22 protein-coding genes are annotated in these 21547 nt (G+C 40.0%); 12 read left to right on the forward strand and 10 right to left on the reverse strand.

What is annotated here, in order from left to right; translation table 11 throughout:
• Window positions 1–2 precede the first annotated feature (2 nt).
• The 4 genes from F0232_RS12120 to pseI are packed head-to-tail and all read left to right on the forward strand — an operon-like array spanning window position 3 to window position 3438.
• Window positions 3–788 carry an SDR family NAD(P)-dependent oxidoreductase gene (locus tag F0232_RS12120; RefSeq protein ID WP_171750795.1) on the forward strand — a complete coding sequence of 262 codons (786 nt, stop codon included), beginning with the start codon at window positions 3–5 and terminating at the stop codon, window positions 786–788.
• Window positions 788–1864: a UDP-2,4-diacetamido-2,4,6-trideoxy-beta-L-altropyranose hydrolase gene (pseG, locus tag F0232_RS12125; RefSeq protein ID WP_105057755.1), complete on the forward strand. Its 1077-nt coding sequence runs from the start codon at window positions 788–790 to the stop codon at window positions 1862–1864. Before F0232_RS12120 ends, pseG begins: the two co-directional genes overlap by 1 nt.
• Window positions 1839–2396 carry a UDP-4-amino-4,6-dideoxy-N-acetyl-beta-L-altrosamine N-acetyltransferase gene (pseH, locus tag F0232_RS12130; protein ID WP_061033147.1) on the forward strand — a complete coding sequence of 186 codons (558 nt, stop codon included), beginning with the start codon at window positions 1839–1841 and terminating at the stop codon, window positions 2394–2396. Before pseG ends, pseH begins: the two co-directional genes overlap by 26 nt.
• On the forward strand, window positions 2389–3438 hold the full coding sequence (gene pseI, locus F0232_RS12135) for a pseudaminic acid synthase (RefSeq protein WP_171750796.1): 1050 nt from the start codon (window positions 2389–2391) through the stop codon (window positions 3436–3438). Before pseH ends, pseI begins: the two co-directional genes overlap by 8 nt.
• A 4-nt stretch (window positions 3439–3442) precedes the next feature.
• On the opposite strand, the gene F0232_RS12140 is transcribed toward pseI, so the two are convergent.
• The 5 genes from F0232_RS12140 to rfaD form a co-directional block, all read right to left on the reverse strand.
• Window positions 3443–4549, reverse strand: a complete 1107-nt coding sequence (locus tag F0232_RS12140; protein ID WP_105057756.1) for a glycosyltransferase family 52 — start codon at window positions 4547–4549, stop codon at window positions 3443–3445.
• Window positions 4546–5298, reverse strand: coding sequence for a glycosyltransferase family 25 protein (locus F0232_RS12145; protein ID WP_105057757.1), 753 nt, complete (start codon window positions 5296–5298; stop codon window positions 4546–4548). The genes F0232_RS12140 and F0232_RS12145 overlap by 4 nt, the downstream gene beginning before the upstream one ends.
• Window positions 5291–6493 carry an O-antigen ligase gene (locus F0232_RS12150; RefSeq protein WP_171750797.1) on the reverse strand — a complete coding sequence of 401 codons (1203 nt, stop codon included), beginning with the start codon at window positions 6491–6493 and terminating at the stop codon, window positions 5291–5293. The genes F0232_RS12145 and F0232_RS12150 overlap by 8 nt, the downstream gene beginning before the upstream one ends.
• 11 nt (window positions 6494–6504) lie before the next feature.
• A complete protein-coding gene (gene lpxM / locus F0232_RS12155; RefSeq protein WP_105057759.1) occupies window positions 6505–7461 on the reverse strand; it encodes a lauroyl-Kdo(2)-lipid IV(A) myristoyltransferase in 957 nt (318 codons plus the stop codon).
• A gap of 122 nt (window positions 7462–7583) precedes the next feature.
• The gene (gene rfaD / locus F0232_RS12160; protein ID WP_105057760.1) at window positions 7584–8525 is read right to left on the reverse strand and encodes an ADP-glyceromanno-heptose 6-epimerase; all 942 of its coding nucleotides are present in this window, start codon (window positions 8523–8525) and stop codon (window positions 7584–7586) included.
• A 152-nt stretch (window positions 8526–8677) separates the two neighbouring features.
• On the opposite strand from rfaD, the gene F0232_RS12165 reads away from it, so the two are divergent.
• On the forward strand, window positions 8678–9841 hold the full coding sequence (locus tag F0232_RS12165) for a nucleotide sugar dehydrogenase (RefSeq protein ID WP_105057761.1): 1164 nt from the start codon (window positions 8678–8680) through the stop codon (window positions 9839–9841).
• Between the two features lie 108 nt (window positions 9842–9949).
• Entirely contained in the window at window positions 9950–10588 is a 639-nt protein-coding gene (locus F0232_RS12170) for a TetR/AcrR family transcriptional regulator (protein ID WP_105057762.1), read from the forward strand.
• A gap of 318 nt (window positions 10589–10906) precedes the next feature.
• Here the strand turns inward: F0232_RS12170 and F0232_RS12175 are convergent, their stop codons facing one another.
• The 5 genes from F0232_RS12175 to F0232_RS12195 all read right to left on the reverse strand — a co-directional run bounded on the left by F0232_RS12175 (window position 10907) and on the right by F0232_RS12195 (window position 15429).
• Complete coding sequence (locus tag F0232_RS12175; protein ID WP_105057763.1) at window positions 10907–12058, reverse strand: murein hydrolase activator EnvC; 1152 nt, start codon at window positions 12056–12058, stop codon at window positions 10907–10909.
• A 132-nt stretch (window positions 12059–12190) separates the two neighbouring features.
• Window positions 12191–13012: a serine O-acetyltransferase gene (gene cysE, locus F0232_RS12180; protein WP_102424919.1), complete on the reverse strand. Its 822-nt coding sequence runs from the start codon at window positions 13010–13012 to the stop codon at window positions 12191–12193.
• Between the two features lie 211 nt (window positions 13013–13223).
• The gene (gene gpsA, locus F0232_RS12185) at window positions 13224–14270 is read right to left on the reverse strand and encodes an NAD(P)H-dependent glycerol-3-phosphate dehydrogenase (protein WP_105057764.1); all 1047 of its coding nucleotides are present in this window, start codon (window positions 14268–14270) and stop codon (window positions 13224–13226) included.
• 174 nt (window positions 14271–14444) lie between these two features.
• Window positions 14445–14912 (reverse strand): protein-export chaperone SecB, encoded by a 468-nt coding sequence (secB, locus tag F0232_RS12190; RefSeq protein ID WP_004741403.1) that lies wholly within the window; start codon window positions 14910–14912, stop codon window positions 14445–14447.
• Window positions 14913–14994: 82 nt separating this feature from the next.
• Entirely contained in the window at window positions 14995–15429 is a 435-nt protein-coding gene (locus F0232_RS12195) for a rhodanese-like domain-containing protein (RefSeq protein ID WP_004741402.1), read from the reverse strand.
• Between the two features lie 288 nt (window positions 15430–15717).
• Between F0232_RS12195 and rfbB the strand changes: the two genes are divergently transcribed.
• From rfbB to F0232_RS12225, 6 genes are read left to right on the forward strand one after another with little or no spacing between them, the layout of a single operon-like run.
• The gene (gene rfbB / locus F0232_RS12200) at window positions 15718–16791 is read left to right on the forward strand and encodes a dTDP-glucose 4,6-dehydratase (RefSeq protein ID WP_105057765.1); all 1074 of its coding nucleotides are present in this window, start codon (window positions 15718–15720) and stop codon (window positions 16789–16791) included.
• A 3-nt stretch (window positions 16792–16794) separates the two neighbouring features.
• Entirely contained in the window at window positions 16795–17694 is a 900-nt protein-coding gene (gene rfbA / locus F0232_RS12205) for a glucose-1-phosphate thymidylyltransferase RfbA (RefSeq protein ID WP_105057766.1), read from the forward strand.
• On the forward strand, window positions 17694–18248 hold the full coding sequence (gene rfbC, locus F0232_RS12210) for a dTDP-4-dehydrorhamnose 3,5-epimerase (RefSeq protein ID WP_105057767.1): 555 nt from the start codon (window positions 17694–17696) through the stop codon (window positions 18246–18248). Before rfbA ends, rfbC begins: the two co-directional genes overlap by 1 nt.
• Window positions 18248–19078 (forward strand): NAD(P)-dependent oxidoreductase, encoded by an 831-nt coding sequence (locus tag F0232_RS12215; RefSeq protein WP_105057768.1) that lies wholly within the window; start codon window positions 18248–18250, stop codon window positions 19076–19078. The genes rfbC and F0232_RS12215 overlap by 1 nt, the downstream gene beginning before the upstream one ends.
• Window positions 19068–20438, forward strand: a complete 1371-nt coding sequence (gene wzx / locus F0232_RS12220; RefSeq protein WP_105057769.1) for an O-unit flippase-like protein — start codon at window positions 19068–19070, stop codon at window positions 20436–20438. The genes F0232_RS12215 and wzx overlap by 11 nt, the downstream gene beginning before the upstream one ends.
• Window positions 20438–21532, forward strand: coding sequence for a hypothetical protein (locus F0232_RS12225; RefSeq protein WP_105057770.1), 1095 nt, complete (start codon window positions 20438–20440; stop codon window positions 21530–21532). Before wzx ends, F0232_RS12225 begins: the two co-directional genes overlap by 1 nt.
• Window positions 21533–21547 lie beyond the last annotated feature (15 nt).

Genomic DNA, 21547 nt, shown 5'->3' on the forward strand with positions numbered 1-21547 from the left:
AGATGAAAGATAGTTTATTTAGCCTTCAAGGCAAGTCTGTGTTGATTACAGGTGCAGTGGGTTATTTAGGAAGAGAGATATGCTTTGGTTTGGCTGAATCTGGCGCTCATGTTTTAGTCAATTCTCGTTCTGAAATAAAAGCGCAAGAGCTCGTGAATCAATTAACGTTAAAAGGGTTCAGCGCTGAAGCCGCTGTGTTTGACGTTACCGTTCACAAGCAAGTCGATGCCTTCTTTGAAACTTACTCAGGACCATTGCACGTTATCATTAATAATGCATATGCGGGATCAGGAGGAACCATTGAGACCTCGACAAGTGAGCAGTACACATCTGCCTACGCTATTACCATCGAATCAGCTCACCATTTATTTCAGAGAGCGTTACTTTGTTTAAGGTCTGCCGTTAAAGAATGCGGTGACGCATCCGTCATTAATATTGCATCTATGTACGGTAAGGTGAGCCCAAACTTAGGTCTTTACAGAACGCCTGAAGGTTCGAATCCGCCATTTTATGGAGTGGCAAAAGCGGCTTTGATTCAATGGACTAAATATGGAGCGTGTGAATTCGGTAAAGAGGGCATTCGCTTTAACTCTATATCGCCAGGTCCTTTTCCTAACCTGAACAATAACGATCCTGATTTTGTTCAGTCTTTAGCTGATAAAGTTCCTCTACAAAGAGTAGGTATAGCCTCAGAGTTGAAAGGCCCCGTTGTATTTTTAGCGAGCTCTGCCAGTTCATTCGTAAATGGAGCTGATATCGCTGCCGATGGTGGTTGGACGGCTTGGTAATGAAAGTTGTTATAAGAGTAGATGCGTCACTATTTATCGGTAGTGGCCACGTCATGCGCTGTTTGGTGCTTGCTGATATACTAAAAAGCAAAGGTTTTTCTGTGTGTTTTGCTTGTCTGCCTCAACCTGGGGATATGATTACCTATATCCGTGATAAAGGCTTTGATGTATTAGAGCTTACCCCATCTTGCCTACAAATGACTCCTTCCCACAGCGCTGATTATAAAGCTTGGCTTCAACGTAGCGTCGAAGAAGATGCAAATGACTTTGTATCTAAAGTTGATTATTCCGAGTGGGTGATTGTGGATCACTATGCGCTAGACCATGAATGGGAAAATATCATAATTGGTAAGCTGTCATGCGCTATTTTATCGATTGATGATCTTAACCGTGAGCACTGTAGTGATATTATTCTGGATCAAAACTTATGGCCGAACATTTCTAACAGATATTCAAATTGCTCTGCGACCAAACTTCTTGGTCCTGACTATGCACTGCTAAGAGAGAGCTTTTCAACATTACGGAACTCACCTCGAGATTCAACATCCAATCAACTCTTAGTCTTTTTTGGAGGAACCGATCCTACAAATGAGTGCGAGAAGTTTATTCTTGCAGCAAATGAGTTTAGTGAGCTCCCGTTTAATACTATTTTGATTACGGGGAGAATCAACCCTCGTTTTGATGCTTTGTTAAAGCTTAATCAAAATAGCAATGTTTCTGTATACAAAAATTTAGAGAGCTTTGACTTATCTTTAAGTAGTAGTAAGTATGCAATTGGCGCTTCAGGAGTAAGTAATTGGGAGCGGTTTTGTCTTCGAGTTCCTGCCTCGATAGTTTCCGTAGCTGAGAATCAAGTAACACTTTCAAATTACTTGTCAGATTTAGGGGTTGTTGAATACTTGGGTGAAGGTATAACAACGAGTACTGAGACTTATGCACTTGAGTTAGCACGTTTATGTGAAAGGTGGGATGACATCAGACCTTTTAATGATTTTGAAGTTGACGGCTTAGGTGCGAATAAGGTCGTTCAAACCATGGAGAGTTTTTGTCGTGAAACAAAGAGTGATCAAATTTAGACCACTTGAAGAAAGTGATTTAGAAGAAATTCTTACTTGGAGAAACTCTCCAGATGTTAGAAAAAACATGTACACCTCTCATGAAATCTCTTTGGATGAACACAAATCGTGGTTTTCTAGCATGTCCAAGGATAGATCGAAAGAATATTTTCTAGCGGAGTTAAATGGAGAGCCAGCTGGTGTTGTTGGATTTACGGATATAAATCGAATTCCTGGAATCGCTTCTTGGGCATTCTATGCATCGCCCAATGCGGTAAGAGGTACAGGCTCTTTAATGGAATATCGAGCTCTAGAGCATGCATTTACTGAGTTAGATTTGCACAAATTATGCTGTGAAGTTCTAGGCTTTAATCAACCCGTAGTGAAATTACACTCCAAATTTGGCTTTAAAGTTGAAGGAACTCATCGAGATGCTTTCTTCAATGGGACTGAATATCACGATGTAGTGCATTTGGGTATCTTTTCACATGAGTGGAAAGGTATTAGAAACCTTATGAAAGATAAATTGAGAGTATACGAAGAAAATGAATAAAAACATATACATCGATAATCGAGAAATTGGTCCTAATTGTCCTCCATATATTATTGCTGAACTTTCTGCTAACCATAATGGTAATATAAACCGCGCTTTTCAGATTATGGAAGAAGCAAAAAAAGCGGGTGCTGATGCGATTAAACTTCAAACCTATACCCATGAAACTATCACTATGGATTGTGACTCGGAAGAGTTTCAAATTCATGGCGGTTTATGGGATGGTCAAACTCTGTATGAGTTGTATAAAGAAGCGCATATGCCTTGGGAATGGCACAAGCCTTTGTTTGAAAAAGCAAAAGAGTTAGGTCTTACGATATTTAGTTCACCATTTGATTTTTCCGCTGTAGATTTGTTAGAGGAGCTAGACGCTCCTGCATACAAGATAGCTTCTTTTGAAGTGGTTGACTTACCTTTGATCAAGCGCGTCGCACAAACTGGTAAGCCGATGATCATTTCAACGGGAATGGCGAACGAAGCTGAAATTGCGGAAGCGATAAAAACAGCGAGGGATAATGGTTGTAACGAGCTCGTTGTTTTACATTGTGTAAGTGGTTATCCAGCACCTGCTGAACAATACAACCTAAAGACAATTGCTGATATTGCAGAGCGATTTAACGTTCTATCTGGCCTTTCCGATCACACGATTGACAATGCGACGGCGGTTGCCTCGGTGACTTTAGGTGCATGTTTGATCGAGAAACACGTCACGATGGATCGAAATGGTGGTGGTGCTGATGATAGCTTCTCTCTTGAGCCTCATGAATTAGCAGCATTATGTAAAGATACGAAAACAGCTTGGCAAGCGATGGGACAAGTCAATTACGAGCGAACAGAAGCTGAAATGGGGAATGTGAAATTTCGCCGTTCTTTGTATGTCGTGAAAGATATTGTTAAAGGTGAGCCTCTAACTCCGGAGAATGTCCGTAGTATCCGTCCTGGATTTGGGTTGGCGCCAAAGTTTTATGAGGAAGTTATAGGAAGAACGGCAAAAAATAAAATAAACTCAGGAACTCCCTTATCCTGGAGTTTATTAACTTAGATTGCTAATTAATACTTGATAGCCTTAAAGATATTAACTCTTCGAGGCTGTCTTTATTTTTTTCTAAACTAACTAATATTTTTACGAAATTGTGGATGTCGTTGTCTGGAATTAATTTATAGATATTACAATAATCCTCCATACCCATCCCTGCTGAAGAATTAATGGAAATTATATTTACTTTATCGATACTTGAAAGTAGGTAGAGTTCCATTGGTAGTTTGTTTGATAAGAAAGTTACACCTTTTTCTTTGAGAGCTGAGTAGTCGTATATCTCTTCTTTTGGGTGAAGTTTTAAAATTGGTTCTAATCCATTCTCTCTACTTTTGGATATTATTAGGTCATAAATATCGTAAAAGAAATCATTGGTAGCAAGTTTTCCTTTCAATTTATTGAATATTGGTTGCGTGGCGATGATCAACTTATCTTTATCTAAGCTCTGGGTACTATCAAATTTAAAGCATCGATGAATATATGATATATTCTTTTGATCTCTTGATAGAATCAATTTCTCCCCTTTGTGCCTTACTGAATCTGGGAGTTTTTCTGGGTGGATAACATAGATACTATCACATTTTTTCCTTTCACCGAAAACATGATAGCTGGGTGTTTGGTTCAATAAAAATCGCAAAAGCTTTTTAGATTTACTATCTATTTTATGTTCTACGTAATTTCCCATCCCATCTTCAATTAGAGAGTATGACTTTGTCAGCAATCTAAATAGCCTTGACATTTTGTTGTTATCATTGAACAAGAATAGTTTATTTATATGACCGCTTAAGTCTAAGTTGTTATTGTTTTTCTTTATTATATCTATCAAGATAGTTTTTACGAAATTAGGGACTCTCCAACCGCGCATGGAAGAAAACAATATAGAACGCCCTATCAAACCAGTATCTTTTATACAGTTGACTAGCTCTTCTCTGTTCATCAAAACTAGATTTATATGGCTGGGTAACTGAGTAACATCAATTCCTTTTGGATCAACACCTTGGAAGTCATAAAAATAAATTATAGTCGACTGATTGCCTTCATCTTGTGCTTTATATAAGCTGAGCAATAGGTGCCGTACTGTAGAGCAGACATAAATGTCTTTATGTACTGAGGTCATAATCTACTTCTTCTAAGGTTGAATTTTATATTGTGAAGGTGTCGCTGAGTTGTTTCGTTTAAATTGAACCACTCTCGCTTGAATTTTTTTAATAGACTTCGAGTCGCAGTACGCTTAGTGTAACCAATGTCTGATTCAAACTTAGGATCATTTGTTAAACAAGCTTCTTCAGTTCCATAGCATTCGACATTATTTTTCCAGAATCTATCCATATAAATATCTACAGCCATATACCACTGATTAGAATGCTGAAGTAGCTTTTCAGCCCCAGAAGGTGTTAAAAAGTAACCTGTAGCGCTCATATGCCCTTTGGTGAACTTGTGTATATTAGTGGAGTTGCACTTCCAGGCAGAGTAAGAACTAAATTTGCGACGTTTGTTTTTGAACAGCCTTACGCATTCAATCTTTTTAGGTAGACCTGAACTATCTCTAATAAAATTTAAGAATGGAGTTTCAAACAGCAGTGCATCATCTTCTAGTACGATTATCGGTTGACCTAGATCGACACATTTTTGCCAGAGTAAAAAGTGGCTAGCGTAGCATCCCAACTGACCTGGGGTTAGGGTTTTTGCTCTAAATGTTTGGCTTAATTCATCATTATAGTGTTTGAGCAAGGGGTGTGGAGGTGAGGCTCTCCCATCTACTGCCGGAAATATATCAAAAGGTAAGGATAAAGAGTTTAGTTGACGACTTATGTTTTCTCGTCTCTCGGTCGATGATGTTAGATTTATGACGAAAATGTTAATCATTAGAAGATCTCTTGAATCTAGAACAAATAGGGACTAAGAGTAGTAAATACAGCATTAGAGGCTGAGGGTGGTTAAAAGGAACATCGGTCAAACCCGCAAAAAAGAAAAGAGACGTTGCACCAATAACAATGAGCTTTTCATAACCCTCTAAATTCTTTAATAATAGCAGTGGTAAAACTAATAGTCCCACAAGTAGCAATACCCCGACAATTCCTGACTTAACAAGCTTATCAATAAACTGGTTATGGTAATGACTAGATGCATAGTAATAAATGAAATGAGATATATTATTATTATCTAGTTTCTCTTTTAATATTTTCTCATACTTTTCACCATGACCCAGGCCTATTATAGGGCTTTGTAAATAAAACTCTGGAGCTAATTTCCATAGCTGAATTCGCCAACCAATGGAAGTGTCGTAATTTCCTGATTTTAGGTTATTAAATTCATATACTGTATGATTGTATCTATGGCTTATTTTATCTTTAAATATAAATAAACTAACTGAAAGTAAAATAGTACTCATGGTTACGAAAAATAAGACTTGATGCTTGGATGGTTTATTGGTTGAGCATCTAGCCAATATTATCAGAAAAATGCTTAATGATAGAGCTAGCCAGACCCCTCTGGCTTCACTCAAAATAATAGGAGGGAGGTAGAGCAGGGCAATCGAGCTGTCGATTAATTTATTCTTAAAACTTGATCTATCCATTAGTAACGAGAAAGCACAGATAAAGAGCAAAGCAGAAGCTGTAGCATAAGGAATGGGATTAATGTACCCAGCATCACGTTCAATACCAATATATACGTTAAAATAAAGGCTATTGATACATATAAAAAATCCTCCAGTAAGAAGCATAAGGCGAATGATTCTTTTTTGTAACAAAAAATTAGGAAAATACAAAAGGAACAATGTTATACCTATCAATGATCTTATCTCTCTAGAGCTTGTACCATGATAATAATAACTGAATATCGAATATAAGCATAAAGTACATAACAACCATATTAAAGGGTTCCGTAAATTTTTTAATACGGTGTTTTCTTTGTATGAAATAATGCTAGCTATAATGCTGGCTAAAAGAAATGGGATTATTTTCTTATCACCATCATCTATTATCATCATTCCAGTAACAGCGAAAAAATATGGTAATAATAAAAATAAAGTATATACGTGATTTTTTTTAATCATCATCGCTTTCTTTGTTAGCTATTATAAGGGTTTACATTACTGTCTGGACGAGTCTTAAGCAGTCTTAAGATCCACATATATTGCTCTGGTTTTTTGCTCACGTAATCTTCAATACATTGATTCATCATACGCGCATCCTGCTCTTCGCTTCCTGTTGGAAATGGCAAAGCAGGGTAAAAGTCCAGAGTGTATTGGCCAGTGTTGCTATCGTATTGAGCGAATAATGGAACAATCTTAGCCTTGCTGAGCTTAGATAATCGACCAAGGCCTGAAATAGTTGCTTTTTGTGTAGCAAAAAAATCAACGAAGACACTATGCTCGCGACCAAGATCTTCATCCGGGAGGTAATAACCTAGGTAACCATCTCTTACGGACTTGATGAAAGGTTTTATACCGCCGCTACGGTCATAAACTCGACCGCCGTATTGTACGCGCTGTCGATGCATCAGCCAGTCACTGAGCTTGTTTTTCTGGGCTTTCGCCATTGCAGACACCGGTAGATTGCGTGACGCGAGTAATACTGCCGGGATGTCGATCGCCCACGTATGTGGTACTAACAAGATAACATTCTCGCCATTGTCTGTAATATCAGTCAAATTGCTCAGGCCATTAATTGACGTATTGCTCTCTAGCCAATTTTTACTTTTGAGGGTTAGGGATGCAAAGCCCATCAAAAATGAGATGGATGTAACGTATGACTTATAAAGGACTTCTTCGCGCTCTTCGATTGATTGCTCAGGAAAACACATCTCAAGGTTTACACGCGCTCGACCATTGGCTTTATTTTTGATTTTCACGGCCTGCTTAGCCATAAATTTAGCTATAACTAAACGAATACTATTAGGTAAAAAGCTAACTAACGAAGATAGCAGTACTGCGATCCAGGTGCCCCAGTACTTCGGTGCTAAAAAGCTCCATTCAAATTCAGGATTGTATGCTTTCGGGTCAAAGTCATTGCGTTGTGTGGTCATCAATACACTACAGTCTTATTAGGGGGGCGAACTATGAACTCGCTCCTCAGGAAATGATCGTCTTTTTATAAGTATGGATTTAACAATAGAGTCCGTCATTAAATCCAATATTTGCTCACTTATTATGCGTTAACAAGCTTCATATATTCAGCAACACCGTCGGCGACAGATTTAAACTGAATATCACAACCTGTACTGCGTAGTTTGGTTAAGTCAGCTTGGGTGAACTCTTGATAAGCGCCTTTTAAGTGCTCTGGGAATGGGATGATTTCAATTTCTCCCTTGCCATGATGTTTGATTACCGCTTTTGCGACTTCTTCAAAGGACTCTGCATTGCCAGTACCTAGGTTAAAAATACCAGAAGCGCCATTTTCTAAGAACCAGAGATTTACTGCTGCCACATCACCAACATAAACAAAATCGCGCTTAAAGGTCTCGCTGCCTGCAAACAGTTTTGGATTTTCACCGGCGTTCATTTGATTGTTTAGGTGGAATGCAACGGATGCCATGCTGCCTTTGTGTTGTTCACGTGGACCATAAACATTGAAATATCTGAAGCCTACGATTTGCGAAAGTGTTTCGTTGTGTGCTGCTGCATCAGCCGTTAGGCGACGAACGTAATTGTCAAACTGTTGTTTTGAGTAACCGTATACGTTCAGTGCACCTTCGTATTCACGCTCTTCAATGAACGTATCAGTTTCACCATACGTTGCTGCGGAAGAGGCATATAGGAATGGAATTTCACGTTCAACACAGTAATGAAGCAGTTCTTTTGAGTACTCATAGTTGTTAAGCATCATGTATTTGCCATCCCACTCAGTGGTCGCAGAGCATGCACCTTCGTGAAATATCGCTTCAATATGGCCGAAGTCATCGCCAGCCATTACTTGAGTTAGAAAGTCATCTCGATCCATGTAATCTGTGATGTCTAGATCGACAAGGTTTTTAAACTTCTTACCGTCTTTTAAGTTGTCGACGACTAGAATATCGTTGTGGCCCGCTTCGTTAAGCGCCTTAACAATATTGCTGCCAATCATGCCAGCACCACCGGTTACGATAATCATAATTCTCTAACTCTTTTGAATACAAAACTATCACGAGTATAGCAAGGAATGGATAAGGCGGGCTAGTGGAATAATTCCCCAACCGGAGTATGATACGGCAAGCTAAGTTATAAAATTTGTTGAGTTAATTGCTCAAAACTATAGGTATTATCATGAAGATTACAGTAGCCGGTACAGGGTATGTAGGTCTCTCAAATGCGATGTTGTTAGCTCAGCATCATGAAGTGATCGCGGTGGATATCATCGATGAAAAAGTGACGATGCTTAACAATAAGCAATCGCCTATTGTTGATGCTGAAATAGAACACTTTTTGGCAAATAAAGCACTCAACTTCAGGGCAACGACCGATAAATCAGTGTATGAAGATGCTGAGTTTGTCATCATTGCAACGCCTACCGATTATGATCCCAAAAACAACTACTTTGACACCAGTTCCGTTGAGTCTGTTATCAAAGATGTGATGGCTGTAAATCCTAAAGCTGTGATGGTCATCAAATCAACGGTACCAGTTGGCTATACTGAACGTATCAAACAAGAACTGAACTGCGATAATATCATCTTCTCCCCTGAGTTTTTGCGCGAAGGTAAAGCGTTGTACGATAATTTGAACCCTTCTCGAATTATCGTTGGTGAATGTTCTGAGCGAGCGAAAGTGTTTGCAGACCTGCTTGTCGAAGGCGCAGAAAAAGACAATATCGATGTTTTGTTCACCAACTCTACGGAAGCTGAAGCAGTAAAACTTTTCTCTAATACGTACCTAGCAATGCGTGTTGCATATTTTAATGAACTTGATTCTTACGCGGAAGCACATGGCTTGGATTCTCGCCAGATCATTGAGGGTGTGGGCTTAGATCCTCGTATTGGCAATCACTACAACAATCCTTCGTTTGGTTATGGTGGCTACTGTCTACCGAAAGACACTAAACAACTACTAGCCAACTACCAAGATGTACCAAACAACATTGTCGGTGCTATTGTTGACGCTAACCGTACCCGCAAAGATTTTATTGCGGATTCAATCATCAAGCGTTCCCCTAAAGTGGTCGGCATATATCGCTTGATCATGAAGGCTGGTTCGGACAACTTCCGTGCCTCTTCCATTCAAGGGATTATGAAGCGTTTGAAAGCTAAGGGTATCGAGGTCGTTGTTTTTGAACCGGTATTAAAAGAAGAGCACTTCTTCAACTCGAAAGTATACTCTGACCTTGATGAATTCAAAGCTGTGTCCGATGTGATTGTTTCTAATCGAATGGTAGAAGAAATCGCTGATGTGGCAGACAAGGTTTACACACGAGATCTATTTGGTAGTGATTGATTTGGTTCTATTTTAGCTAGTGCTAATTAGACCAGATGTTAACAGCTCGATCTATCTGTTTAGTGGCGATATACTGAACTACTAAACGGATAGGGATACTAATAAATAATGAAAACACGTGACAAGATTGTTTACGCTGCTTTAGAGCTTTTTAACGAGCATGGTGAGCGTAGCATTACGACTAATCATATTGCTGACCACATCGAGATCAGCCCTGGTAACCTCTACTACCACTTTCGTAACAAGCAAGAAATTGTCCGTGATATCTTTACTCTTTATTCTACTGAATTGCTTGAAAGGTTCACTCCAATCCAGGGTCAGAAAGAAAGTCTGACGCTATTGAAGCACTACTTAGATTCTATATTCACGTTGATGTGGAAGTACCGATTCTTCTACGCAAACCTTCCTGAAATCTTGTCTCGTGACGAGAAACTTCATCTTGATTACATGGCTGTGCAAGAAAGGTTACAAACTAACCTTGTCGATATTATGAGAGCTTTTGTTGAGTTGAACTTGTTGAAAGCGACAGACTCAGAGATGAAGTCGATGGTGACTTCTCTTCACTTGATTGCATCGGGTTGGTTGGCTTACCAATCAGCAATGTCTCCAAAAGCACAAATAACGGAACAGGTGGTTCACCAAGGTATGCTACAGATGATCGCGACCGTTAAACCAATTGCGACTACGCAAGGTTTTGAACAGCTGACATTATTGGAAGATGGTGTAAGGGCGTTGAATTCTAAATAGAAAGATATGAGTAAGGGAGATGCGGGTAACGAAGATCGGGAAAGAGCAGATTCGAGTAACGGGATACGAGTAAACGAAAAGCAGGGTAGAGAGACGACGAGGCTAGCGTTTTTCATGTAACATTTTACTCTAACCTTGTATCGGCTTTCATGTTTTTTGTATCTCGGTGATCCGAACCTTGCGCTGCTCTTAAGCTCTTCGTATCTCGATGACTCGAACCCCGTATCTGCTTTCAAGCTCTTCGCATCTCGGTTACTCGAATCTCGCATCTGCTTTCAAGCTTTTCGCATCTCGTTTACCCGCATCCCGTATCTGCTCTTACCTAACCAACCAACTCTTTGGATTTTGAGCTTGGCTGTTTCTGCGGATTTCAAAATATAGTGATGGGCGGGTTTGGCCTCCAGTATTACCTGCAAGGGCAATTGCTTCACCGGCTTTAACCTTATCGCCTTCTTTCTTGAGTAGAGCTTGGTTAAAGCCATAGAGCGTCATATCGCCTTTACCATGGTCAAGAAGGACGACTAAGCCATAACCACGTAGATACTCAGCAAAAACAACGGTGCCTGAGTAAACAGATTTAACCTGCTGACCATATTTGGCATTGATCACCATACCTTTCCAGTTAACTTGCCCGGTTTGGCGTGAACCGTAGTTATGCAGAACCTTTCCTTTGATTGGCCAAGGTAGCTTTCCTTTACGTTTAGCTAAGCCATCCATAGGCACCGCATTACGTCTTTCTCGAGCGGCTTTCTCTGCTTTGGCGATCTCCGCTTTGAGGCGGGTTTCATTACGTTGCAGCTCGGCTAAGTAATTTTTATCGCCCGAGATGTTCTTCTTAATACTGCCAACGGTTTTCTTACGCTGCGTTTGAGTCTGGGCTAATTTATCGCGCTTTGTTGTCTGTTGTTTTAACAGAGTCGCAATTTGCTCTTGTTCAAGTTGGCGCTGCTTATGGCTTTCTTCTAACTCAAGTTGTGTTTGTTCAATTGTTTTGATTGTTGCAGAACGGGCTTTAGCAAGATGTTGGTAGTAATGGCTGATGCGATCTTCTTCGACACCCGTGTTGAGAATGTGAGATGAGGCTTTGGCGCGACTCGTCATATAATAAGTTTGAATTAGTTGTTCCAACTTATCGGTATGAACTTTTTTCTGGGCAGTAAGGGCTTTGATCTTAGCATCTAAGTTAGCAATATTGGCATTCGCCGTATTAAGCTGCTTTTTACTGTCTTGGATGGCTTTTTCCAGTGCAGCTATTGATAGCTCTTGTTTTTTTAGGCTCGCTTGTAGACTATCGAGCTTCTTTTGCTGTGAAGAGAGGGCTTTTTGCTGGCGAGAGATCTCGCTAGACACACCCTTTAATTCACCTTGAGATGCGGCAAATGACAATGTTGATAAAAGCGCAGCACTGAGGCTGGCTGATATAAGAAGAGTTCGGCTGATAGCTCGAATGTGTTTCATCATTATCGTCATTTAGTTGTATTCATCTGCTCTTAATTTTCGTATTTCTCTGAATCGAATCCATACTTGCTTTTGAGATCTCCGCATCTCGCATCAGCTTTCAATCTCTTCGCATCTCGATACTCGTATCCCGTTACTGCTGTTCTATATTCCATCACCATGGATAAAGCTTTGTGAGCGACCATTGAACCCTTGGTCCATATCTAGAGAAGGTTTATCTGTCTTTGGCTTACCAACAATCTTAGCGGGTACACCAGCGACCGTAGTATGTGGTGGTACAGCTTGTAGTACCACAGAACAAGAGCCAATTTTAGCGCCTTCACCCACTTCAATATTGCCAAGTATTTTCGCACCAGCACCAATCATCACGCCTTCACGGATTTTAGGGTGACGATCACCGCCTTCTTTACCGGTACCGCCGAGAGTAACATCTTGAAGGATGGATACGTCGTTTTCGACCACCGCCGTTTCACCTATAACAATACCCGTCGCGTGGTCGAGCATGATGGCTTTGCCGATACGCGCTGCAGGGTGGATATCCACTTGGCATGCGACTGAAATTTGGTTTTGCAGGTAAGTGGCAAGTGCAATACGCCCTTGCTTCCATAACCAGTTAGCGACGCGATAACCTTGCAGTGCGTGGTAGCCTTTAAGGTAGAGCAATGGCATAGAGTACATTTCTACAGCCGGGTCTCGAGTAACTGTCGCGCAGATATCACAAGCGGCCGCATCAATGATCGAGTCATCTTCTTCAAACGCTTGTTCAACCACTTCACGTACTGCCATTGCTGGCATCGAAGCCGTCTTTAACTTGTTAGCAAGAATGTAACTGAGTGCAGCCCCTAGACTTTCATGGTTGATAATCGTGGCATGGTAAAAACTCGCAAGCATAGGTTCCTGCTCAGACTGCTGTCGAGCTTCTTTTACAATGCATTGCCAAACTTTTTGTTGTTCACAGTGTTTCATTTTTCCATCCATTCCTTTAAACCAGATACGTGTAGCGAGATGAGAGATGCGAAGAGCTTAGAAAAGCCAATTAGAGCAAATGAGACTCTAGAATTGAGGAACAAGCGAGTTGGAGATCTTTCTTTGGGTAGTTCGCATCTCGATTACCCGTATCTCTTATCTGCTTTTATTCTCTTCGCATCTCGTTTACCCGAATCTCGTATCTGCTTCTTTATCTTTCTGACTTCTTATCTCGAGCTAGTAGATCTTGCGCAGCTAAGTGTGCGTCTTTTCCTTGATACAACACTTGATAAATTTGTTCAACAATTGGCATCTCAACGCCCATGCGTTCTGATAGTAACCAAACTTCTTTAGTGTTGCGATAACCTTCTACTACCTGACCAATTTCTTCTTGGGCGGTATCAACATCTTTACCGGAACCTAACGCTAAACCAAAGCGACGGTTACGCGATTGATTGTCAGTACATGTCAGTACTAGGTCGCCAAGTCCCGCCATACCCATAAAGGTCTCTGGTTGTGCACCAAGAGCAGCACCCAGTCGGCTCATCTCTGCTAAACCACGGGTAATTAACGCTGTACGCGCATTAGCACCGAAGCCGATACCATCCGACATGCCAGCACCAATCGCGATAACGTTTTTAACCGCACCACCAAGCTGCATACCAATGAAATCTGAGTTTGCGTATACGCGGAATGTTTTGCCACAGTGAATCTTTTCTTGAAGCTCTTCTAAGAAGGTCTCATCTGGTGACGCGACTGAAATTGCTGTCGGCATACCCATCGCAAGTTCTTTGGCGAAAGTAGGGCCAGATAGAACCGCTAGAGAGTAATCGTCACCAAGCACATCGTGCGCGACATCTTTAAGTAGTCGGCCTGTTTCAGGTTCTAGACCTTTCGTTGCCCAGCAGATACGAGAGTTATCAGATAAATGAGGCTTCAGGCTATTTAAGACGATGCCAAACACGTGACTAGGGACAACGACTAGGAGGTCACGACTGGCTGTTACTGCTTTCTCAAGGTCTGATTCGATGATCAGGCTTTCTGGAAAGTCGATATTAGGAAGAAACTCATTATTTGCGCGCTCTGACTCAAGGCGCGCCATGTGGATAGGGTCATGTCCCCAAAGAACAACGTTTGCACCGTTACGCGCTAGAGAAATAGCTAAAGAGGTTCCGTAAGAACCAGCGCCAATGACTGTCATGGCGATCTCTTTGCCGTAAGCGTTTGTCGTGTTAATCGGGCGAGTTGTATCTGTCATGCTTCCACCTAAAAATAATGAGGGAAATCGAAGAGTTTTGGACAAGCTTTCTACTAAATTAGAAGGCTCTATCTTAGTACAGTGTAAAGAAAAAATGCACATCGCAGAAGTTACGATGTGCATTTAAAAGCTAACTAACGATTGAATCGTTAGAATTAAGTTCTACTTTAAGGCTTAAGCCTGCTCGCCTTCAGCTTGCTGAGCTTGGTTCTGTAGGTAGTTCATGAACAAAGCATCGAAGTTTACAGGTGCTAGATTCAGTTGTGGGAACGTACCTTTAACCACTAGGCTAGAGATTGTTTCACGAGCGTATGGGAATAGGATGTTCGGGCAGAATGCGCCTAGGCAATGTGCTAGTTGGCCTGCTTCCATTTCGCTTGCAGAGAAGATACCACCTTGCTGAACTTCACAAAGGAATGCTGTGTCATCTGCGTTCTTAACAGTGACCGTTAGACGTAGGATTACTTCGTAAACACCTTGGCCAAGTTCACGGCTCTGAGTGTCTAGATCCAGTTTTACATCTGGGTTCCACTCTTTTTGAAACATGTCTGGAGAGTTTGGCGCTTCGAAAGATACGTCTTTTAGAAAGATACGTTGGATTGCGAAGTTTTGTTGTGCGTCTTGTTGTGCTGCTTCAGCCATTTTCTTGTCCTTAAAAATTTAAATTGGGCTTGGTTCGTCATATTTGTCGAACAAAACCCGAAAGTTAGTTTATTAGGTCAGCTTACTTTTTACCTTTTACTAAAGGTAGATTAGCTTCGCTCCAAGCCACTAGGCCACTTTTCAGCACGCTTACGTTTTCGAAGCCTGCTTTAACCAGTAAGTTAGCGCTTTCTTGAGCGGTTTGACCTGTCTTGCATACTACGATGATTGGGTCTGCTTTACGGCTTTCAAGGCTACCTAGGTTATTTGATTTGATGTCTGACGGCAAAATGTGAAGTGCGTCAGTAATATGGCCCTTTTTGAACTCATCTTTAGTACGAATATCAACCACAACGCCGTTTTCACGGTTAATCAGTTGCGTGGTTTGCGCCGCTGTGATCTCTTTGTAGGCTGCGTTTGATGTTTTGATTACGTTCGCAATGATGGCAACAACCAAGCCGATCCATACGATGGCTAAAATCATATTCTCTTGAACAAATGGAACTAACTCTTGCATGTCTTGAACTCTTATTCGTTATTGGGCGAAAAATTATAGATTGGGAGTATAGCGAGATTTGGAGTTGAGTGTACACAGAGTTCTCAATCTTTGAACAAACCCGATAGTAAACGCTACGATTTTTTTGATTATAATTTCTGATACATAGATAATAGCAACATTTACATTTTTAAATCTGAATGCGTAGTGTGGTTACCGCTTTGTTACCAAAGGGCGGTAGCATGCCTAGTGGGGATTGCTATATCGTGTTAAGTTTTTGATTATAAAGGTTTTGTCTTAGGAGTTTTTGTGAAGATATTAGTCACCGGTGGGGCTGGTTTTATTGGTTCTGCAGTTATTCGTCATATTATCAGTAACACATCTAACAGCGTGATAAACGTTGATAAGTTGACTTATGCGGGTAACTTAGAGTCACTTGTCGATGTTGATTCAAATGAGCGTTATACATTCGAGCAAGTAGATATTTGTAATCGTTCAGAACTTGATCGTGTTTTTGCTGAGCATAAACCGGATGCTGTAATGCACTTGGCTGCTGAGTCGCATGTTGACCGTTCTATCACTGGTCCTGCTGCATTTATTGAAACGAACGTAGTTGGAACATATACGTTGTTGGAAGCGACGCGCGAGTACTGGAATAAACTTGAAGATCAAGCGAAAGCAGAGTTTCGCTTCCATCATATCTCTACCGATGAAGTGTACGGTGACCTTCCCCACCCAGACGAAGTCCCTGAGGGAACCGAGCTACCAATGTTCTTGGAGACGACCTCTTACGAACCATCTAGTCCTTACTCTGCTTCAAAAGCATCAAGTGACCACTTAGTTCGCGCATGGCTGCGTACTTATGGTTTACCAACAATTGTCACTAACTGCTCAAATAACTACGGTCCGTATCATTTCCCTGAAAAATTGATCCCACTGGTTATCCTTAATGCTTTGGAAGGGAAAGAACTTCCGATTTACGGTAAAGGTGACCAAATTCGTGACTGGTTGTTCGTTGAAGATCATGCTAAAGCTCTTTACAAAGTAGTGACTGAGGGCAAAGTCGGCGAGACCTATAACATTGGTGGTCACAATGAAAAGCAGAATATCGAAGTTGTTAATACTATTTGTGACATCCTTGATACGTTAGTTCCGAAAGATACTAAATACGCTGAACAGATAACGTATGTACAAGACCGCCCTGGTCACGATCGCCGCTACGCTATCGACTCATCGAAGATGCAACAAGAATTAGGTTGGACACCGGAGGAGACTTTTGAAACGGGGCTTCGTAAAACTGTGCAATGGTATTTAAACAATGCCACTTGGTGTAAAAACGTCCAAGATGGCAGTTATCAACGTGAACGTTTAGGTGTGGAGTAATTTATGAAAGGTATTGTATTAGCTGGTGGTTCAGGCACTCGTTTATATCCACTTACTCGTGGTGTTTCTAAACAGCTACTTCCCGTTTACGATAAACCGATGGTGTTTTATCCTATTTCGACCCTTATGCTGGCGGGTATTCGTGATATTTTGATTATTACCACTCCTGAAGATCAAGCTGCTTTTAAGCGTTTACTTGGAGATGGGGCGGATTTTGGCATTAACTTAGAGTATGCAGTTCAAGCTTCACCAGACGGTTTAGCTCAAGCCTTTATTATTGGTGAAGAATTCATCGGTGATGATAATGTCTGTCTAGTGTTAGGGGATAATATATTCTATGGGCAGTCATTTAGTCGAACATTAAAAAATGCGACCATGCGAGAAAGAGGTGCGACTGTCTTTGGTTATCATGTAAAAGATCCAGAGCGCTTTGGCGTTGTGGAGTTTGATGGTGATTACAAAGCTCTAAGCATTGAAGAGAAGCCGCTACAACCAAAATCAAATTGGGCAGTGACTGGGTTGTATTTTTATGACAACCGAGTTGTTGACTTTGCAAAACAAGTTCAGCCATCAGAACGTGGCGAGTTGGAAATAACGTCTATTAACCAGATGTATCTTGATGACGCTTCATTGAGTGTGGAGTTACTGGGTCGTGGGTTTGCATGGTTAGATTCAGGGACACATGAAAGTCTTCATGAGGCTTCTTCCTTTGTTGAAACATTGGAAAATGTTCAAGGTTTAAAGGTTGCTTGTCTAGAAGAAATTGCTTGGGCTAATGGGTGGCTGTCTGATGAAGATATCATTCGCCTTGCTCAGCCGATGCTGAAAAATAGCTATGGCCAGTACTTGATCTCTCTGATTAACAATCGAACTTTAAGAGAATCCCTAAAGGTGAACCGATAATGAAAGTCACAAAAACTAAGTTGCAGGGTTGTATAATTATTGAGCCAACAGTCTTTGGTGACAATAGGGGCTTCTTTTTAGAAACTTTTCAAGAAGAAAGGTATTTTAATGCTGGGATTAAAGAACGTTTTGTGCAGGATAACCGTTCTAGATCCACTCACGGTGTGTTAAGAGGTTTACATTTCCAGAAGTCGAAGCCACAAGGCAAGTTAGTTAGTGTAACGCATGGGGAGGTCTTTGATGTTGCTGTTGATTTACGTCCAAATTCAGAGACGTTTGGTCAGCATGAGGCAGTAATTCTAACCGGTGACAATAAGCTTCAATTTTATGTACCTCCAGGCTTCGCTCATGGTTTTTGTGTATTAAGTGAATCTGCTGACTTCCAATATAAGTGTACAGACTATTATGATCCAAGTGATGAGAGCGGCTTACTATGGAATGATCCAGAACTAAAAATTGAATGGCCTCTTCTTGAGCCACAGCTGTCCGAGAAGGATCGAGTTCAGCCACTACTGAGCGAAATTGAAGATAGAATTAGACTAGGGTGGGTATGATGGAAAAGTTCACAGTTTTTGGTGGAAGAGGGTTCATTGGCTCTGCATTTGTAAACGAACTTAAACAGCAAGGTCATGATGTTAATGTACCAGAAAGAGACGATGGAAGTATTTACAACAGTGATCTAGGAACTGTCATATACAGTGCTGGTTATGGTGATTGTAATAAGGACCCATTTAATGTTCTAGACGCAAACGTGGTCTTACTTAGCTCTCTATTAAAGAAGGCACAATTTAGCAAACTTGTCTATGTATCTTCGACAAGAGTATATATGAACCAAAGTGATGCAAGTGAGAACAGTGACTTAAAAATTTGTGAAGAAGATAGTCGAAGATTGTTTAACCTGACTAAACTGACAGCTGAAGAGTTGTGTTTGAAAAGTAACCGGGACTGTCTAATAGTAAGGCCAAGTAACGTATACGGCTTAGCTATCAATAGTAACTTATTTCTACCTTCTATAATTAGAAATGCAATAAATGATGGCAAAATCGACATGTACATTGCAAAGTCTTACGCTAAAGATTATGTATCAGTGAATGATGTAGTTTCTGGTACATTATCCTTACTCAAGTTAGACGTTACACCGAGTATAGTTAATATTGCATACGGAAGAAACATTACTGCAAATGAAATTTCAGAGGTATTAACCGACAATATCGATACTGAAATTAACTGGTTGAATGAAGGCCAAAAGGGACAGGAGCTCTTTCCTGAAACGGATATTTCCACCTTAGTTTCACTTATTGATTACAAACCTAGGTATGTACTAGATGATTTAAAACTTCTTATTGAAGATTTTAAAAAGAAGTTACAACCAAATGAAGTATAGAGTAGAAAAAAAAGATGTTATTTGGGGGTACTTGTCACAAGCATTGAACATGGCATCTAGTCTAATGCTATTACCTTTTATCCTATATTTTCTAAATCAAGAAGATGTTGGGGTTTGGTATGTGTTTATAACCTTTATTGGGTTAATTCAACTGCTCGAGTTTGGATTCTTACCTACTATTTCCAGATATATTTCTTATGTTTTCTCTGGTGCGGATGAAATATCAGACAAGTATATCCCTGAGGAGATTAATAAAGATAGTGTGAATGTGCAACTGCTATCAAACATCATATCTGCATCAAGGAATATATATCTATTCGTCTCGATGATTTCATTTGCTATAATTTCAGTCGGAGGGACTTATTACCTTTCAACACTAGATTACTCTGGTGATAGAGTTCTTCTGTACTTTTCTTGGCTAGTGTATGGTTCAGCTACAGTTATCTTATTTTATTTTGGATACTATAATGCTTTATTGAAGGGAAGGGGAGACCAAACACAGTTGAATAAAGTGATTGTCTTTTCGAAACTAACCAATATTGCATGCGCGATCCCTTTGCTGTACTTGGGTTACGGATTGCTATCACTGTCTATTGGAATGTTATGTAGTGCTGTCGTTGACCGGATTTTAGTGAGGTTGAGTGTTTTTGATAGTCGTGCATATGAGACGATCGAGGCATTTAAATTAAAGTGTACCAAAGGTTACACTCGCGTTATATGGAAAAATGCAAAGCTCATGGGGGTTGTACAGTTAGGTAACTTCCTTACAGTTAGGGCAAGCGTATTAATAGTATCGTCTATTATTAGCTTAGAAGCTGCTGCTATGTATGGGTTTACCTTACAGATTACATCCATTGCTGTCATAGTGGCATCTATGTATTTTGGGCTCCAGCTTCCTTATATGAACTCTGAGCAAGTAAAGGGCAATATTGAAGGGATAAAGCGAGCTTTTTGTCGCTCACTCGGTCTATCATGGTTATTATTTCTTATCTTTGCCATTGCGCTTCTCACCATAGGGCCACACTTACTAGCTTTTGTATCTAAAAATACGCAGCTTCTCCCTAGTGCTATGTTGTTTGTTTTCTTGGTTGCTGCTTTTTTAGAGATGAATCATTCGCTATGCACGGCATTTCTAACCACGAAAAATGAGATCATATTTATGTGGCCTCTATTTATAACTGGTGTGTTGATTTCATTTTGTTCTATTGTTTTTGCATACTTTTATGGTTTGTGGGGAGTGGTTTTATCTCAATTAATATTACAAATCCTATACAATAACTGGAAGTGGCCTTTATTAGTATTTCGAGAGTTGAACATTAGGGGATTAGAACCAGTAACATCTTTATTGAGGTTAAAATAGTGAATATTATAGTTGATTTAATCAGACGCAATAATGAACATCACGTCTTTAATTCTGAAATTGTGAAATATTTTGACTTGTTAGGTGGTGCTATATTTTTTTTGGATAAAAATGCATCTTCTGCCGAGTGCGTTAAAGACCAAAATAATGTAAAGCTTATAGATGTTAAGGCAACAAAGTTTTATCTTTGGTTCGCATCTAATATACTTCTTGCTAAAATATTATTCACTAGCGGAAAGGGGAGCACTTATACATTTCTTTCATCAACACCGTTACAATACATAATCTTGTCTATTGTATCTAAGCTATTTGGAATGAAAATTAATATTTTCATGCATGGTGAGCTTGGCTACTTGAAAAAAGCAAACGGTCGTGGTCAAAAACTGGGAGCAAGATTTATAAGCCTAGCTTTTAGTTTAAAGTCCAAAGTAAAGTTTATAGCTATTAATGCATACATTTACGATAACTTAAAAAAGCTATACAAAGGTGATAATTTTGTTCATATAGAACATCCAATTCAAAGCAAATATGAGATATCAAAGAGTAACTATGATGGATTGGTTTTTGGTACTTTTGGGGTACAGTCAGTCAATAAAAGTAGTGAGGAAATTTATGCTCTATCTACTCTTCTGTCAAATGACTTTTATAAATCAAACAGTTTAATTACGGTCGGTGTGTCCGATGGTACATTTTCATATGACCGCAATGAAAAGGTCCAACACCAGTGTAAGGGGCTTTTGAAAGATAGCTTGATACCTTTTGATGAATTTATGAAGAATGTAGCATCAATTGATTGCGTTCTATTTTTTAATGAGAATAACAGTAACTACGAACTAACGCCTAGTGGTGTTTTCTCTGATTGTATTTCACTAGAGAAGCCAATAATAGCAATTAGAACTAATATGCTAGAAAGTTATTTTAAAAAATATGGTCAGTTAGGTTACCTCTGTAACGATATAAGTGAGATGGCTGTAGTTATGGACAAAATTGCCAATGATAAGCAGGGGATATTAGAAATAGTCTCAAACTTGCAACAGGTTAAGTCCGAGCTATCTAATGATTATTATATAAGAAAGATTAGCCAATTATCATGATATATTTTCTCGTCC

It is taken from the genome of Vibrio sp. T3Y01, from assembly GCF_013114525.1.
Taxonomy (GTDB): domain Bacteria; phylum Pseudomonadota; class Gammaproteobacteria; order Enterobacterales; family Vibrionaceae; genus Vibrio; species Vibrio chagasii_B.